We start from the raw sequence: 15,329 nt of genomic DNA, 5'->3' as shown, positions 1-15,329 counted from the left end.
AGGATCACGTGCTCATCCTCCTCGTGTAGTTCCGGCGCGCCCACCAGATCCCCAGGACCCCGAGCGCGGCCAGATAGCCGAGGTGCACGCCAACGAGCCAGACGGGGAGGCTGAGGCCATACGAGACGATGCGCGCGAGCTGGTTCCCATGCCACAAGGGCGAGATCCAGCCGATCCACTGCATTCCCGCAGGCATGGTCTCGAGCGGATAGAACGTGCCGGAGAACAGGAACAGCGGCATGATGACGAAGCGCTGGATCATGGAGAACTGGAAGTTCTCCTTCTCGATGTAGGCGGAGTAGGCCATGACCGGGGCGCCGAACGCCATCCCGGTGAGGACGCCGAGCGGCACGAGCAGGAACGCCCACGGGCCGGGTGCCGCGCCGAACGCGAGCATGATGAGGAAGAACACGATGCACTGGACCAGCAGGCGGACGCCCACCGCGAGGATGTGGCCCGTCGCGAGCTGGCCCGGGGCCAGCGGAGTCACGTGCGGCCCGTAGTAGACGCGGCGCCACTTGAAGCCGTCCATCACCGGGTACATCATCTCGTTGGCGCACGTCAGGACGGCGCTGGACACCAGCAGTGCGGGGGCGGCGTACGCGAGGTACCCGACGCCGTCGAACGCCGCGGAGCCGGTGCCGGACCGGTCCACGATCGTGGCCAGCCCCACGCCCATCGAGAAGAGGTACAGGAGCGGGTTGCCCACGCTGGTCACGACGATGGTGACGAGGTAGGCGCGCATCCTGCGGAGCATGTGCTCGGCGAAGTACAGGGCGCCCCAGCGCCTGGCTTTGGCGGCCGAGACGCCGGGGCCGTGCGCGTGCACGGGGCTGGAGCGGTGCCGGGCGCGGGCGTCCCGCGCGGCTGGACGCCCTCCGGCCCGTGCGCGCTGGTCAGTCAACGAGCGACCGGCCCGTCAGCCGGAGGAACACGTCCTCGAGCGATGCGCGGCGCACGAGCGAGGTGAGCGGCCGCAGCCCCCGCGCCCGGGCCTGCTCGAGGGACCACTCGCCGTCGTGCGTGTAGACCAGGACGCGGTCCGGGAGCAGCTCGGTGCGTTCCCCCACCCCCTCGAGTTCACCGAGGACCGCGGCGTTGCGCTCCGCGCCGAACCGCAGCTCGAGGACCTCGCGGCTCGAATGCTCGCGGATGAGCGCGGGCGGCGACCCCTCCGCCATGATCCGGCCCTTGTCCACGACGATGAGGCGGTCGCACAGCTGCTCGGCCTCGTCCATGTAGTGGGTCGTGAGGACGAGGGTGACCCCCTGCTCCTTGAGGCGGAACAGCCGGTCCCACAGGATATGCCGGGCCTGGGGGTCGAGGCCTGTGGTGGGCTCGTCGAGGAGGAGGATCGTCGGCTCGTTCACGAGCGAACGGGCGATCGTCAGGCGCCGCTTCATGCCCCCGGACAGCGAGTCGACGCGAGCCGCGGCCTTGTCCTCGAGCTGGGCGAAGGCGAGGAGTTCGTCGGCCCGGCGCTTGAGGTACGCGGTGGGGAGTCCGAAGTAGCGGCCGTAGATGATGAGGTTGTCGCGGACGCGGAGTTCCTCGTCGAGGTTGTCCTGCTGGGGCACGACGCCGAGATGGGCGCGCACCTCGGGGCCCTGCAGCTCGGGGTCCATGCCCATGATGGTGAGCTGCCCCGAGGTCCGCTGGCTCACTCCGCCGATCATGCGCATCGTCGTGGACTTGCCAGCGCCGTTGGGTCCGAGCAGCCCGAAGGATTCGCCGGCAGCGACGTCGAAGGAGATGCCGTCGACCGCTGTGACCTCGCCGAAGGACTTCGTCAGGTGGCGTGCCGAGATGACGGCATTGCTCGTCGCCTCTCCCACTGCACTCCCCCCGAGTTGCATGGCACCACAGCGTGACATCTCTCGCACTCTAGTGCCGCGCGGCAGGTCTCACAACGAACGTTTCACCCCCGCGTGTCACGCGGGCTGCCGGCCGCCGCGGCGGGCGACCCGGCGCCGTCGTGCCCTGCCTGGCGACCGTAGCAGCCCAGGATCTCGACCGCGTAGTCCAGGAGGGCCGCGGCGCGCGGCGTGAGGTCCATGTCCTCGGGCCAGATGGCCACGACGTTCGTGCGCGTCGCCGAAGGCTCGATGGGGCGCACCGCGATCGGACGGCCTTCAACGGAGGTCGCGGTCGTGTTCGGGCGGGACATGAGCAGCCCATAGCCCACTCCGCGGCCCACGAGCGCCTGTACGAGGATGATCTGCGGCACCCGCGCCGCCACCCGCGGCGTGAGCCCGCGCGCCGCGAACGCCTGCAGCGTGTTCTCGATGCTGGGGCGCGCCTCGTACATGACGAGCGGCTCGTCGGCGAGGTCGGCGAGGTCGACGGCGTCCCTCGCCGCGAGCGGGTGGTCGGGGTGCAGGTGCGCCTCGAGCTCCGTCGCATAGATCTCCCGGTGCCGGTAGCCGGCCGGGAGGAAGAGGTCGTAGACGATCGCGACGTCGAGCTTGCCTGCCTCGAGGTCCGGCAGGAGGTCTTCGTGGGTCCCGACGGTGATCTCGAGGTCGATCCCGGGATGCCGGCGGGGGAAGCCGTCCACGACGGCGGGCACGATGCTCGTCGCGAAGCTCGCGAAGCAGCCCAGCTTGACGGGGCCGCGCAGCTTCCCCCCGCTCTGGGTGTCCAGGACGAGCTCACGGGTGTCCGCGAGGATCCGGCGCGCCTGGGTGGCGAAGTGCTGTCCGGCGGGAGTCAGCGCGAAGCCGCGTGCCTTGCGGCGCACGCACAGCTGCTCGCCCACCGTCCTCTCCAACCCGGTGATGGCCTGCGACAGCGCGGACTCCGAGATGTGCAGGTCGACCGCGGCGGCGCTGAGCGTCTCGTAGTCCGGCAGTGCCGCGAAGAGCTCGAGCTGCCTGAGCGTCACGTCTGCCATGAGGACCTCGAGAGGGGAAGTAGCGACGCCGCACCACGTTGAGTCGAGCAGCCAAGTTAAGTTAGACCGAATTACTTTGCCAATGCTCTGAAGTTTACACGAGGAAGTGGCATACGCCACGATGGGTCTTACCGTCCTTTCCTCAGTCCGCCCCATGAGGGCTCCGCTGACACCACCCTTCGCACCCTGCGGCGAGACCGCATCCGAGTGGCATCACCGACGATGCCGGCACCCCAAGGACAGACACGCAATGACCACACCCGGCGCAGCCTCAGCCCCATCCTCCGCAGCGAACCAGCGACGCGTAGCGTTCGCCACGATCATCGGGACCACCATCGAGTGGTACGACTTCTTCATCTACGCCACGGGCGCGGCCCTCGTGTTCGCCGAGCTCTTCTTCAAGCCGGCGGGCAACGACATCGCCCTCCTGCTCTCGTTCGCCACCGTGGGCATCAGCTTCCTCTTCCGCCCGCTCGGGGCCTTCCTCGCCGGCCACTTCGGCGACGTGATCGGCCGGCGCGCGATGCTCGTCATCACCCTGATCCTCATGGGCGCTGCGACGACCCTCATCGGCGTGCTGCCGACGTTCTCCCAGGTCGGCATGGCCGCGCCCATCCTGCTGCTGCTCCTGCGCATCCTCCAGGGCGTCTCCGCCGGCGGCGAGTGGGGCGGGGCAGTCCTCATGGCCGTCGAACACGCCCCCAACCACCGCCGCGGCCTCGCCGGCGCGTTCCCGCAGCTCGGCGTCCCGCTCGGCATGCTCCTCGCCTCCGGCGTCATGGCGATCATGACGGGGCTCGTCTCCCCCGGCAGGGCGTTCCTCGAGTGGGGCTGGCGCGTGCCGTTCCTGCTCAGCGTCGTGCTGATCGTTGTCGGCTACTTCGTGCGGCGTGCGGTCGAGGAGAGCCCCGTCTTCGCTGAGATCGCCGAGCGCGGCCAGCAGACCAAGGTGCCGATCGTGGCCCTGTTCCGCAAGCACTGGCATCTCGTGGTCCTCGCCTCGCTCGTCTTCGTCGGCAACAACGCCGCGGGCTACATGACCACCGGCGGCTTCATCCAGGGCTACGCCACCGGCCGGCTCAAGATGGACTCCACCGCCGTGCTGCTCGCCGCGACCGTCGCGTCCGCCATGTGGTTCATCTCGACGCTCGTCGCCGGGATCCTCGCCGACAGGATCGGCCGCAAGGCCACCTACCTCATCGGGTTCGTGTTCCAGGCGCTCATGGTCTTCCCGCTGTTCTGGTTCGTCAACATCGGCAACCTCGGCGGCCTCTACGCTGGCCTGGTCCTGTTCTCCATCGGACTCGGGCTCACCTACGGCCCGCAGGCGGCCGGGTACTCCGAGATCTTCCCCGCCTCGGTCCGGTTCTCCGGCGTCTCGATCTCGTACGCGATCGGCGCCATCCTCGGGGGCGCCTTCGCACCCACCATCGCCCAGGCCCTCCTCCAGGAGACCGGCACCACCGCAGCCGTCTCGGCCTACCTCCTCGTGATGACCGTCATCTCCATCGCCGCGGTCCTGATGCTCCGTGACCGGCGGGGCATTCCGCTCGGCCCGGACCACGAGGCGGAGCAGGCCACGGGCGCCACGGTCTTCGGCCCCCACACCGCGGCCGCCGCCCCCGAGGCCGCGAAGGCCTGACACCCGTACCCCCTCGTCTGAGGGTCACGTCCTGAAGGTCAGGTTCTGGAAGTCACTTCACGTGACCTCCAGAACCTGACCTTCAGAGTCTGACCTTCAGAATGTGACCCCCAGAATGTGACCCCCAGAATGTGACCCCCAGAGGGCTGGGGTCAGCGGGACTTTCCGCGGTCTGCCCTCAGGACCTCGAGCCGCTGCCGGTACTCCGTCTCGTCGATCTCGCCGCGCGCGTACCGCTCGCGGAGCACCGACTCGGCCCCGGCCCCTGAGGCCTCCTGCCAGTGCCGCCGCCACCAGAAGCGACGCGCGAACACGAAGAAGAGGATCAGGACGAGGAACCAGAACAGCGGGAAGAGCAGGAACCAGGGGAACCAGGGCCCTCCCCAGTGGTCCGCGGCGTTCTGGGTGGCGATGAGTGCTGCGTTCATGGCGCACGTCTCCTTGACTAGACATCGGCTGTCCTTCAGCCGCTGACTCCAGTCTTCGCGCCGCGGCCGCAGGGCGCGTCGGCCGCCGGGAGACACTTCAGCCGGACGCCTACTCCCGCGGGAGCACCGCCGGGAGCACACACGTCCCAGCCCTCACCCCAGCCACCCCGGCCGTACCAGCCCCGACTCGTAGGCGAGGACCACGAGCTGCGCCCGGTCCCGGAGACCCAGCTTCGTCATCGCCCGGGAGACATGCGTCTTCGCGGTCAGGGGCGTGATGAAGAGCCGCTCGGCGATCTCGGCATTGTTGAGCCCCTGACCGACCAGTGCCACCACTTCCCGTTCGCGCTCGGTGAGCAGGCCGACGTCGAGCGGCTGGGCCCGCTCGGCCGGCCCCTCCGCTGCGAGCCGGGTGAGGAGCCTACGGGTCACCGACGGCGAGAGCATCGCGTCGCCGTCGTGCACGGCCCGCACTGCGCGGACAAGATCCTCAGGCTCGGTGTCCTTGACCAGGAAGCCGCTCGCCCCGGCGCGGATCGCGCCGGTGACATACTCGTCCAGCTCGAACGTGGTCAGGATGATGACCTTGAGGCCCTCGCGATGGGCGCCGAGGATGATCCGGGTGGCCTCGAGGCCATCGCCGCCGGCCATGCGGATGTCCATGAGGACGACGTCGGGCGAGAGCCGCTCCGCCTCGGCCACGGCTGCCGATCCACTCCCCGCCTCCCCGACCACCTCCATGTCCGGCTCAGCGTCCAGCAGCGCACGGAATCCGGCGCGGATGAGGGCCTGGTCGTCTACGACGAGGATCCGGATCACCGGCGCCCCCCTCCCCCGACCCCCGCCTCGGGGAGCTCCGCGCGGAGGAGCAGCCCGGCGTCGTCCGCCAGGGTGAGGGAGCCGCCCGCCGCCTCGACCCGCTCGCGCATCCCGGTCAGCCCCGACCCGGGCGCGGCGCCGCGCAGGCCCGAGCCGTCGTCGTGCACCTCCACGACGACGGCGCCGCCCTCGCGCGCGATCCTCACCCCGGCGGTGCGCGCACCGGCGTGCCGCACGGTGTTGGTGAGCGCCTCCTGCACCACCCAGTGCACGATCCGCTGGATCGCGGGCGACGGCGGCGGGTCCAGCTGGGCCGTCAGGGTCACCTCGAGGCCCGTCCCCCGGGCATCCTCGACGAGCGCGGGCACCCGGTCCAGGGGCTCGTCCCGGCCGACGGGGGCGTCCTGCCGGAGGACCCCGAGGAGTTCGCGGACCTCGCCGAGCGCCTCGTGGCTCGCGTTCTTGATCGCCTCGAGGGCCGGGAGGAGCTCCTCGGGCCGCCGGTCGGCCAGATGCAGCGCGACGCTCGCGCGGACGTTGATGAGGGAGAGCGAGTGCGCGACCACGTCGTGGATGTCCCGCGCGAGCTCGAGGCGCTCCTGGTCGCGCGCCTGGCGCCGATGGGCCTCCCACTCGCGGCGCCGGGCGGCGAACCGCTCCCGCCGGACCCGCAGCCCCTCACCGAGCAGGAGCACGACGGCAGCCCACGCGCCCACCGCCGCGACCCTGAGCCACTCCCCAGTGGGCGCGGCCCAAGCCGCTGCCGCCGCCACGAAGACCACGCCGGCGGACCACGCCCAGAGGCGGGCACCGGCGGCCGTCGCCAGGACAAGGGCGATGGCGGGCGCCGCGAGGACCGGGCCCCACGGGTAGCCGAGGGCGAAGTAGGCGATGGTCACCGCCACCGCTGCGGCGGCGGCCGGCCCCGGCCAGCGCGGGAGGACGAGCAGGAGCGCCGGCCCGGCGACGAGGAGCAGGACCGCGAGGAGGTCGACGGCGCGGGCATCCGGCTGGCGCACCGCCGCGCCGTGCGTGCCGAGCACCTGCACGAGGGCGAGCACGGCGACGCCCGCCACGCGGAACGGCCACGGCGGGCGGCGGCCTGCCCACGCGGCCCGCGGCCCCGCCTCAGTCCACCCACGCATAGGCCGAGCCTACGCGCGCGTGGGGGCGGCGTCGTCGTCCGCCCGGCGGAACGGGGGCGGCGGGCGCGTACTCCCCGCGGAGTAGGCGCCCGACAGCGCTCTGGGGGTCCGACAGCACTCTGGGGGTCACCTTCTGGGGGTCACGCGATGTGACTCCCAGGAAGTGACCCCCAGAGGGTGACCCCCAGACGGGTGGAGTCAGGCGAGGCCTGCGGTGCGCTCGGCGGCTTCGACGACGTTGGTCATGAGCAGGGCCACGGTCATCGGCCCCACACCGCCCGGGTTGGGCGAGAGGTATCCCGCGACCTGGGCGACGTCAGGGTGCACGTCGCCGAACACCTTCGGCTTGCCGCCCTCGGGGTCGTCCTCGCGGGTCACGCCGACATCCAGCACGGCTGCACCGGGCTTCACGTCCTCGGCCTTGACGATGTGCTTCACGCCCGCGCCGGCGACGATGACGTCCGCCTCGCGCAGGTGCCTGCCCAGATCCTCAGTGCCCGTATGGGTGATCGTGACCGTGGCGTTGATCTCCCGGCGCGTGAGCAGCAGCGGGATCGGGCGGCCGATCGTGACTCCGCGCCCGACAACGACCACGTGCTTGCCCTTGAGGTCGTAGCCGTTGCGGACCAGGAGCTCGATGACGCCGCGCGGCGTGCAGGGCAGCGGCGTGTCGATCTTCCCGTTGACGTTGAGCACAAGGCGCCCGAGGTTCGTCGGGTGGAGTCCGTCCGCGTCCTTCGCTGGATCGATCCGCTCGAGGATCGCGTCCGTGTCCAGATGCTTGGGCAGCGGGAGCTGCACGATGTACCCGTGGCACCCGGGATCGGCGTTGAGCTCGTCGATGAGGGCTTCGACCTCGGCCTGCGTGGCGTCCGCCGGCAGCTCCTTCTGGATCGAGTTCATCCCGATCGCCTTGGACTGCTTGTGCTTCATGCCCACGTACAGCTGGGAGGCGGGATCGGCACCAACGAGCACCGTGGCGATGCCAGGGGTGATGCCCTTGGCCTTGAGCGCAGCGACGCGATCGGAGAGCTCTGCCTTGATCTCCGCGGCGGCTGCGCGGCCGTCGAGGACGACGGCCCTGTTCTCTGTCTGCGGCGCCATCGTCTCGCTCACCACTCCTCGTGCCCCGGGTAGAGCGGGAAGTCATTCGCGAGCTTGTCGACGCGCGCGCGGAGGGCCTCCAGGCCGGACCCGGCGCCGCCCTTGAGCGCGGTCGCGATGATGTCCGCGACCTCGGTGAACTCGGTCGCGCCGAACCCACGGGTGGCGAGAGCCGGCGTGCCGATGCGCAGGCCCGAGGTGACCATCGGCGGGCGCGGGTCGAACGGGACGGCGTTGCGGTTCACGGTGATGCCGACCTCGTGGAGGAGGTCCTCGGCCTGCTGGCCGTCGAGCTCCGAGTTGCGCAGGTCGACCAGGACCAGGTGCACATCAGTGCCGCCGGTGAGGACGGAGACTCCTGCGTCGGCCACGTCCTTCTGGTTGAGGCGGTCCGCGATGATCTTCGCGCCCTCGAGGACGCGCTCCTGGCGCTCCTTGAACTCATCGGAGCCGGCGATCTTGAAGGCGACCGCCTTGGCCGCGATGACGTGCATGAGCGGGCCGCCCTGCTGCCCCGGGAACACGTTGGAGTTGAGCTTCTTGCCGAACTCCTCCTTCGCGAGGATCACGCCGGAGCGCGGGCCTGCGAGGGTCTTGTGGACGGTCGAGGTCACCACGTGGGAGTGCGGAACGGGGCTCGGGTGCAGGCCCGCGGCCACGAGGCCGGCGAAGTGCGCCATGTCGGTCCACAGGAGCGCGCCGACCTCGTCGGCAATCGAGCGGAACGCCGCGAAGTCGAGGTGGCGCGGGTAGGCGGACCAGCCGGCGATGATGACGTTCGGGCGCTCGGCGAGGGCCTGCTCGCGCAGCTTGTCCATGTCGACCCGGAACGTGTCCTCTTCGACCTGGTACGCGGCGACCTGGTAGAGCTTGCCCGAGAAGTTCAGCTTCATGCCGTGCGTGAGGTGGCCGCCATGGGCGAGGGAGAGTCCCAGGATCTTGTCGCCCGGGTTGATCATGGCGGACAGTGCCGCGGCGTTGGCCTGGGCACCCGAGTGCGGCTGGACGTTCGCGTACTCCGCGCCGAAGAGCGCCTTGACGCGCTCGATCGCGAGGCTCTCGGCCACGTCGACGTACTCGCAGCCGCCGTAGTAGCGCTTGCCCGGGTAGCCCTCGGCGTACTTGTTGGTCAGGACCGAGCCCTGGGCCTCCATGACGGCGCGCGGCGCGAAGTTCTCCGACGCGATCATCTCGAGGGTATTGCGCTGGCGGCCGAGCTCCTGGTCGAGGACGGCCGCGATCTCGGGGTCGACTTCGCTCAGCGGGAGATTGCTGACGGTGGACACGGTAGGAGTGGTGGGGCTCACGGGATCTCCTGGTCGAAGGTTGCGGGAGGCTACTGGTCAGGCTACCGGCCCTGCCCGCCGCCCGGTACTGGATGGCGGAGCATGAAGGCGCGGCTTCTCGACCCCCGGCCCAGGCGTACGATCCGCGGTGTCCCAACAGCATGCCGCTCCCCGGTGGTGACCCACCCAACGCCAGTCGCGACCAGTCCAGCATATCCGCACGGCCGGAACAGGAAGAGGCGTTCGGCGGTTGGAACAGATAGTTGACATGTCAGTGAGCGTCTCAGGGAGGTCCGGGTGGACAGGATGAAGGCAGTCGTCATCGGGGCCGGCCAGGTGGGCCTGAGCGCCGCGTACTGGCTCGGCCGCCGCGGGCTCCGGGCTTGGGAGGACTTCGTCGTCCTCGACGCCAACGAGGGGCCCGGCGGAGCATGGCGCCACCGGTGGGACTCCCTCACGTTCGACGCCGCGCACGGCCTCCACCCGCTCCCCGGCCTCCCGCTCGAGGCGCCCGACCCGCACGAGCCGGCCTCCGCCGTCGTGAGCCGCTACTACGGGGACTACGAGCGCGCCTTCGCGCTGCCGGTGATCCGGCCCGTGCGGGTCGCCTGGGTGGAGCGGGCGCACGACGGCGGCGCGCTCCTCGTGCGCGCCGCCGACGGACGCGAATGGCGGACGGAGACGGTCATCAACGCCACCGGGACCTGGGACAGCCCCTACTGGCCCCACTACCCGGGGCGCGAAGCCTTCCAGGGCAGGCAGCTGCACACGCACGACTTCGTCTCGGCAGAGGAGTTCCGCGGGCAGCGGGTCCTCGTGGTGGGCGGCGGGACGAGCGCGGCGCAGTTCCTGCTCCAGCTCGACGCCGCCGGCGCCCGGACCTTCTGGTCGACCCGACGGCCGCCGCAGTGGACCGAGGTGCCCTTCGACGCCGACTGGGGCGTCGCCGTCGAACGCCGAGTGGGCGAGCGCACGCGCGCCGGCCTGCCGCCGCTGTCAGTCGTGGCCGCGACCGGGCTCCCCCTCACGGAGCAGTACCGCGCCGGGATCGACGCGGGCGTGCTGGTCTCGCGGGGGCCGCTCGCACGGATCACCCGCTCGGGTGCCGTCCTCGCCGACGGGACCGAGCTCGAGCTCGACGCCATCCTCTGGGCGACGGGGTTCCGGGCATCCCTCGGACACCTCGCGACCCTCCACGTGCGCGAGCCGGGCGGCGGCGTCCTCATGGCGGACGACGGCGTGCGGGTCGTGCGCGAGCCCCGGCTGTTCCTCGTGGGGTACGGGGCGAGCGCCTCGACCGTGGGGGCCACCCGGGCGGGGCGCTCCGCGGCCCTGGCCGCCGTGCGGTTCCTCTCAGACGGCGGCGGGGCGGCGGCGTCGTCCGCCCGGGCGCCGCGGGAGGACGCGCTCGCGTCGGTACCCTAGGACGCGTGGAACGCAACACCTTCATCGTGACCCTCTCGTGCCCGGACCGGCCCGGCATCGTCCACGCCGTCTCGGGCGCGCTGCTCGACGCGGGGTGCAACATCACCGAGTCCCGCCAGTACGAGAGTCCGGACACAGGGACGTTCTTCATGAGGGTCACGGTCGAGACTGGCTCGGAGCGGGCCGCGCTCGAGGCCTCGCTCGCGCCGGTGGCGGACGCCTTCGCGATGAAGCTCGGGATCTTCAACGGCGGCGAGCCCGTCCGCACGCTCATCATGTGCTCCAAGGACGGGCGCACCCTCAACGACCTGCTGTTCCAGCAGCGGACCGGGACACTGCCGATCGAGGTTCCCGCCGTCGTCTCGAACCACACCGACCTGGCGCCGATGGCCGAGTTCTACGGGGTCCCCTTCGCGCACCTGCCCGTGACCTCCGCGACCAAGGCGGACGCCGAGGCGAAGCTGCTCGCCCTCGTCGAGGAGCACCGGGTCGAGCTTGTCGTGCTGGCCCGGTACATGCAGATCCTCTCCGATGACCTGTGCCGCGCCCTCGAGGGCCGGGCGATCAACATCCACCACTCGTTCCTGCCCTCGTTCAAGGGCGCCCGGCCCTACCACCAGGCGCACGCGCGGGGCGTGAAGATCATCGGCGCCACGGCGCACTATGTGACCGCCGACCTCGACGAGGGGCCGATCATCGAGCAGGAGGTCATCCGGGTGGACCACTCGAAGACCGCCGAACAGCTGGTCCAGCTGGGCCGGGACGTCGAGGGCCGCACCCTGTCCAGGGCCGTGCAGTGGCACGCAGAGCACCGCGTGCTCCTCGACGGGCACCGGACGGTCGTCTTCGCCTGACCCCTGCCCCCGCCCTCTTCGCCGAGGTCACCGCCTGTGGGCGCGAAGTCACCCCCTGTGCGCGCGACGTCACCCCCTGTGGGCCCGAAATCACCCTTTACGGCGGCACACGGGGTGACCTCGGCGCCAGAGGGGGTGACCTCGGCGGGCCGGTCAGGAGTGGTGGCCGTTGGCCTGCCGGTGGGCGCGGGCCAGGTCGACGTAGTGCGTGGCGTTGCGGCGCACCGACTCGACCTCCTCGTCGGACAGCTCGCGACGGACCTTCGCAGGCACGCCGGCCACGAGCGAGCGCGGCGGCACCACGGTGCCCTCGAGCACGACGGCGCCTGCAGCCACGAGCGAGCCAGATCCGATGACGGCGCCGTTCATGATGGTCGCGCCCATCCCGACCAGGACGTTGTCCTCCACGGTGCACCCGTGCACGACGGCGTTGTGCCCCACCGAAACGCCGGCGCCGACCGTGCAGGGAAAGCCGGCGTCCGCATGGAGGACGACGTTGTCCTGGAGGTTGCTCCCCGCGCCGACAGAAATGGTGGCGCTGTCGCCGCGGACGGAGACGCCGTAGAACGCGCTCGAGTGCTCTGCGAGGTGCGCGTCGCCGATGATGCTCGCCGTCGGTGCGACGAACGCACTGGGATGGATGTCGGGGGCAGCGCCGCCGAATTCGATGACTGGGCTCATGCCCTCAGCGTAGTTGCGCCTGGCCGGCTGCGCCCGGCAGGCCGCCGACTCCGCAAGACTGGAACGCATGGCGCACCTGTTGCGTTTATTTCTTGACGACAAGCCGGATGAAGGGGAAGCTGTACCGCATGGTCTCCACGCTGCGTTCGACGACGAGCGCCACCGACAACCCGGGCTCCCAATCGGCCCTGCGAAAGCTCAACGAGCAGCGCATCGTGGAAACCCTCATGGCGGGCCCGGCCACGCAGGCCGAGCTGTCGCGGCAGACCGGCCTCTCCACCGCGACCGTGTCCAACATCGTCAAGGTGCTGCACGACGCCGGCGTCGTCGCCACCGAGCCGACCACGAGTTCCGGCCGGAGGGCCCTGAGCGTCCGCCTGAACAGCAACTCGGCGGTGGCGGTCGGGATCGACTTCGGACGGCGGCACCTGCGAGTCGTCCTGGCCAACCTCGCCTACGAGGTCCTCGCCGAGCAGAACATCACGCTGCCGCTCGGACATGAGGCCGACGTGAGCATCTCCGCGGCCGTGGACCTCCTGGACTCGCTCCTCGAGGACGCTGGCGTGCGCCGCGCGGACGTCGTGGGCGTAGGCGCTGGCATCCCCGGTCCGATCGACCACCGGACGGGGACAGTCGCCCAGGGCGCCATCCTTCCGGAGTGGGTCGGGTTCCACCTCCTCGCGCACCTCGAGGAACGGCTGGGACTGCCCGTCTTCGTGGACAACGACGCCAACCTGGGCGCGCTGAGCGAGGTCACATGGGGCCCGCACAGCGGCGTAGAGAACCTCGTCTTCGTCAAGATCGGCTCGGGCATCGGCGCCGGGCTGATCCTCAACGGCCTGCTGTTCTACGGGCAGGTCGGCGTGACCGGCGAGATCGGCCACGCCACCATCGTCGAACACGGGGCCGTGTGCCGCTGCGGCAACCGCGGATGCCTCGAGACCGTCGCCTCGACGACCACCATGTCAGAGCTCCTCTCGCGCGGCCAGCCGGAGCCGCTCACCCCGGACGAGATCGTCCGGCGCGCCCTCGCGGGCCACCCCGCCGTGCTGCGGGTCATCGACGACGCCGGGCTCGCCGTCGGCCGCGCACTCGGCAACGTCGCCAACCTCATCAACCCCGAGGTGATCGTCATCGGCGGGCCTCTGGCGGACCTCGGAGAGATCCTGCTCGAGCCGATCCGGCGCGGGCTGCTCCGTCACGCGGTCCCGCTCATCGGCGAGACCACCACCGTCACCATGTCCGCGCTCGGCGCCCGCGCGGAGGTGCTCGGCGCGGCCGCGCTGGTCTTCCAGAACGCGGACATCGCCCACCACTGACCGCTCGCGCACGACGCCGGCCACGCACCGCGCACGGTGACCTCACCACGATTGCGTTAAAGGCTTGACGGCAACCTGTGCATGCTTGTTTACTTTCTACTCAGACGGCGCCGCCGATCAGGCCGCCGGACAACGACGTTCGACCAGGAGGCAGCGGCACATGGCGCCGAACGAAGCGGTGATCCTCGAGATGAGGTCCATCACGAAGGAGTTCCCGGGGGTCAAGGCACTCTCGAACGTGAACCTGAAGGTGAAGGCCGGCGAGATCCACGCCATCTGCGGGGAGAACGGCGCCGGCAAGTCCACGCTGATGAAGGTGCTCTCGGGTGTCTACCCGCACGGCTCCTACTCCGGCGAGATCGTCTACCAGGGCGAGGTCCAGGAGTTCAAGGACATCCGTGCCAGCGAGCACGCGGGCATCGTGATCATCCACCAGGAGCTCGCGCTCATCCCCGAGCTCTCGATCATGGAGAACATCTTCCTCGGCAACGAGCCGACCAAGCGCGGCGTCATCGACTGGAAGGAAGCCCGCAAGCGCTCCCTCGAACTGCTCGCCCGCGTGGGCCTGGCCGACGACCCGGACACGCCCATCAAGGAGATCGGCGTCGGCAAGCAGCAGCTCGTCGAGATCGCCAAGGCCCTCAACAAGTCGGTGCGGCTGCTCATCCTCGACGAGCCGACGGCGGCGCTGAACGAGTCGGACTCCCAGCACCTGCTCGACCTCATCGTCGGCCTCAAGGGCCGCGGCGTCACGAGCATCATGATCTCCCACAAGCTCAACGAGATCGAGCAGATCGCGGACGAGATCACGATCATCCGCGACGGGAAGTCCATCGAGACCCTCAACGTCAAGGCGGACGGCGTGGACGAGGACCGCATCATCAAGGGGATGGTCGGCCGCACGCTCGAGTCCCGGTTCCCCGACCACACGCCCACCATCGGCGAGGTCCTGTTCGAGGTCCGGAACTGGACCGTCCAGCACCCCCAGGTCGCCGACCGGCTCGTGTGCAAGAACTCGAGCTTCTTCGTGCGCAAGGGCGAGATCGTGGGCTTCGCCGGGCTCATGGGCGCCGGGCGGACAGAGCTCGCCCGCAGCATCTTCGGCCACTCGTACGGCAAGGTCCTCTCGGGCCAGACCTTCATGCACGGCAAGGAGGTCAGGATGCGCACGGTCGCCCAGGCGATCGAGGCCGGCCTCGGATACGTCACCGAGGACCGCAAGTCGCTCGGGCTGAACCTCCTGGACGACATCAAGACGACCACCGTCTCGGCCGCACTGAACAAGATCACCCGGGGCCTCGTCGTCGACCGCAACCGCGAGTACAAGGTCGCCGAGGAGTACCGGCGGTCGCTGCGGACCAAGACCCCGAGCGTCGACGAGGGGGTGGCCAAGCTCTCGGGCGGCAACCAGCAGAAGGTCGTCCTCGCCAAGTGGATGTTCACCGACCCCGAGCTGCTCATCCTCGACGAGCCGACCCGCGGCATCGACGTCGGGGCGAAGTACGAGATCTACGGCATCATCCAGAGGCTCGCGAGCCAGGGCAAGGGCGTCATCGTCATCTCGTCAGAGCTGCCCGAGCTCCTCGGCCTCTCGGACCGCATCTACACCATCTTCGAGGGCGCCATCACCGGGGTCCTGACCAAGGAAGAGGCTACGCAGGAGAGCCTCATGAAGCTCATGACCCAGACCCGCAAGACGGCCTGAGACGAAGAACCAGGAGACCGAAGGACAC

14 protein-coding genes are annotated in these 15,329 nt (G+C 70.3%); 5 read left to right on the top strand and 9 right to left on the bottom strand.

The window, feature by feature from the left end; genetic code table 11:
• Positions 1–4 precede the first annotated feature (4 nt).
• The 3 genes from CGQ25_RS04175 to CGQ25_RS04165 form a co-directional block, all read right to left on the bottom strand.
• The gene (locus tag CGQ25_RS04175) at positions 5–904 is read right to left on the bottom strand and encodes an ABC transporter permease (RefSeq protein WP_255405558.1); all 900 of its coding nucleotides are present in this window, start codon (positions 902–904) and stop codon (positions 5–7) included.
• Positions 897–1,835, bottom strand: a complete 939-nt coding sequence (locus CGQ25_RS04170; RefSeq protein ID WP_255405557.1) for an ABC transporter ATP-binding protein — start codon at positions 1,833–1,835, stop codon at positions 897–899. Before CGQ25_RS04170 ends, CGQ25_RS04175 begins: the two co-directional genes overlap by 8 nt.
• 83 nt (positions 1,836–1,918) lie before the next feature.
• Positions 1,919–2,893, bottom strand: a complete 975-nt coding sequence (locus tag CGQ25_RS04165) for a LysR substrate-binding domain-containing protein (RefSeq protein ID WP_208711956.1) — start codon at positions 2,891–2,893, stop codon at positions 1,919–1,921.
• A 250-nt stretch (positions 2,894–3,143) separates the two neighbouring features.
• Between CGQ25_RS04165 and CGQ25_RS04160 the strand changes: the two genes are divergently transcribed.
• A complete protein-coding gene (locus CGQ25_RS04160; protein ID WP_208711955.1) occupies positions 3,144–4,535 on the top strand; it encodes an MFS transporter in 1,392 nt (463 codons plus the stop codon).
• Positions 4,536–4,687: 152 nt separating this feature from the next.
• Here CGQ25_RS04160 and CGQ25_RS04155 read toward each other — a convergent pair whose 3' ends face one another.
• From CGQ25_RS04155 to glyA, 5 genes are all read right to left on the bottom strand, one after another.
• Complete coding sequence (locus tag CGQ25_RS04155) at positions 4,688–4,963, bottom strand: SHOCT domain-containing protein (RefSeq protein WP_208711954.1); 276 nt, start codon at positions 4,961–4,963, stop codon at positions 4,688–4,690.
• Between the two features lie 153 nt (positions 4,964–5,116).
• Complete coding sequence (locus tag CGQ25_RS04150; protein ID WP_208711953.1) at positions 5,117–5,782, bottom strand: response regulator transcription factor; 666 nt, start codon at positions 5,780–5,782, stop codon at positions 5,117–5,119.
• Positions 5,779–6,927, bottom strand: coding sequence for a sensor histidine kinase (locus CGQ25_RS04145; protein ID WP_208711952.1), 1,149 nt, complete (start codon positions 6,925–6,927; stop codon positions 5,779–5,781). The genes CGQ25_RS04150 and CGQ25_RS04145 overlap by 4 nt, the downstream gene beginning before the upstream one ends.
• A gap of 198 nt (positions 6,928–7,125) precedes the next feature.
• A complete protein-coding gene (locus tag CGQ25_RS04140) occupies positions 7,126–8,031 on the bottom strand; it encodes a bifunctional methylenetetrahydrofolate dehydrogenase/methenyltetrahydrofolate cyclohydrolase (protein ID WP_208712864.1) in 906 nt (301 codons plus the stop codon).
• An 8-nt stretch (positions 8,032–8,039) separates the two neighbouring features.
• Positions 8,040–9,338 carry a serine hydroxymethyltransferase gene (gene glyA / locus CGQ25_RS04135; protein ID WP_222703693.1) on the bottom strand — a complete coding sequence of 433 codons (1,299 nt, stop codon included), beginning with the start codon at positions 9,336–9,338 and terminating at the stop codon, positions 8,040–8,042.
• A 285-nt stretch (positions 9,339–9,623) separates the two neighbouring features.
• Here glyA and CGQ25_RS18260 point away from each other — a divergent pair, with 285 nt between their 5' ends.
• The gene (locus CGQ25_RS18260) at positions 9,624–10,742 is read left to right on the top strand and encodes an NAD(P)-binding domain-containing protein (protein ID WP_222703724.1); all 1,119 of its coding nucleotides are present in this window, start codon (positions 9,624–9,626) and stop codon (positions 10,740–10,742) included.
• 5 nt (positions 10,743–10,747) lie between these two features.
• A complete protein-coding gene (gene purU, locus CGQ25_RS18255) occupies positions 10,748–11,596 on the top strand; it encodes a formyltetrahydrofolate deformylase (RefSeq protein ID WP_222703692.1) in 849 nt (282 codons plus the stop codon).
• A gap of 153 nt (positions 11,597–11,749) precedes the next feature.
• On the opposite strand, the gene CGQ25_RS04125 is transcribed toward purU, so the two are convergent.
• Positions 11,750–12,277, bottom strand: a complete 528-nt coding sequence (locus CGQ25_RS04125; RefSeq protein ID WP_208711951.1) for a gamma carbonic anhydrase family protein — start codon at positions 12,275–12,277, stop codon at positions 11,750–11,752.
• Between the two features lie 128 nt (positions 12,278–12,405).
• Between CGQ25_RS04125 and CGQ25_RS04120 the strand changes: the two genes are divergently transcribed.
• Entirely contained in the window at positions 12,406–13,596 is a 1,191-nt protein-coding gene (locus CGQ25_RS04120; protein ID WP_208712861.1) for an ROK family transcriptional regulator, read from the top strand.
• A 160-nt stretch (positions 13,597–13,756) separates the two neighbouring features.
• Positions 13,757–15,301 carry a multiple monosaccharide ABC transporter ATP-binding protein gene (gene mmsA / locus CGQ25_RS04115; RefSeq protein WP_208711950.1) on the top strand — a complete coding sequence of 515 codons (1,545 nt, stop codon included), beginning with the start codon at positions 13,757–13,759 and terminating at the stop codon, positions 15,299–15,301.
• The last annotated feature ends 28 nt before the right edge of the window (positions 15,302–15,329 follow it).

Source organism: Sinomonas sp. R1AF57 (genome assembly GCF_002224485.1).
In the GTDB taxonomy this organism is placed as follows: Bacteria; Actinomycetota; Actinomycetes; order Actinomycetales; family Micrococcaceae; genus Sinomonas; species Sinomonas flava.
Note: the sequence above shows the minus strand (reverse complement) of the source record. Positions and strands in the feature narration are given on the sequence as shown.

Excerpts from the sequence above, each read along its gene's own strand:
- CGQ25_RS04165 (WP_208711956.1), bottom strand. The coding sequence starts at position 2,893 with ATGGCAGACGTGACGCTCAGGCAGCTCGAGCTCTTCGCGGCACTGCCG.
- CGQ25_RS04160 (WP_208711955.1), top strand. The coding sequence starts at position 3,144 with ATGACCACACCCGGCGCAGCCTCAGCCCCATCCTCCGCAGCGAACCAG.
- CGQ25_RS04155 (WP_208711954.1), bottom strand. The coding sequence starts at position 4,963 with ATGAACGCAGCACTCATCGCCACCCAGAACGCCGCGGACCACTGGGGA.
- CGQ25_RS04145 (WP_208711952.1), bottom strand. The coding sequence starts at position 6,927 with ATGCGTGGGTGGACTGAGGCGGGGCCGCGGGCCGCGTGGGCAGGCCGC.
- CGQ25_RS04140 (WP_208712864.1), bottom strand. The coding sequence starts at position 8,031 with ATGGCGCCGCAGACAGAGAACAGGGCCGTCGTCCTCGACGGCCGCGCA.
- CGQ25_RS18260 (WP_222703724.1), top strand. The coding sequence starts at position 9,624 with ATGAAGGCAGTCGTCATCGGGGCCGGCCAGGTGGGCCTGAGCGCCGCG.
- CGQ25_RS04125 (WP_208711951.1), bottom strand. The coding sequence starts at position 12,277 with ATGAGCCCAGTCATCGAATTCGGCGGCGCTGCCCCCGACATCCATCCC.
- CGQ25_RS04120 (WP_208712861.1), top strand. The coding sequence starts at position 12,406 with ATGGTCTCCACGCTGCGTTCGACGACGAGCGCCACCGACAACCCGGGC.
- mmsA (WP_208711950.1), top strand. The coding sequence starts at position 13,757 with ATGGCGCCGAACGAAGCGGTGATCCTCGAGATGAGGTCCATCACGAAG.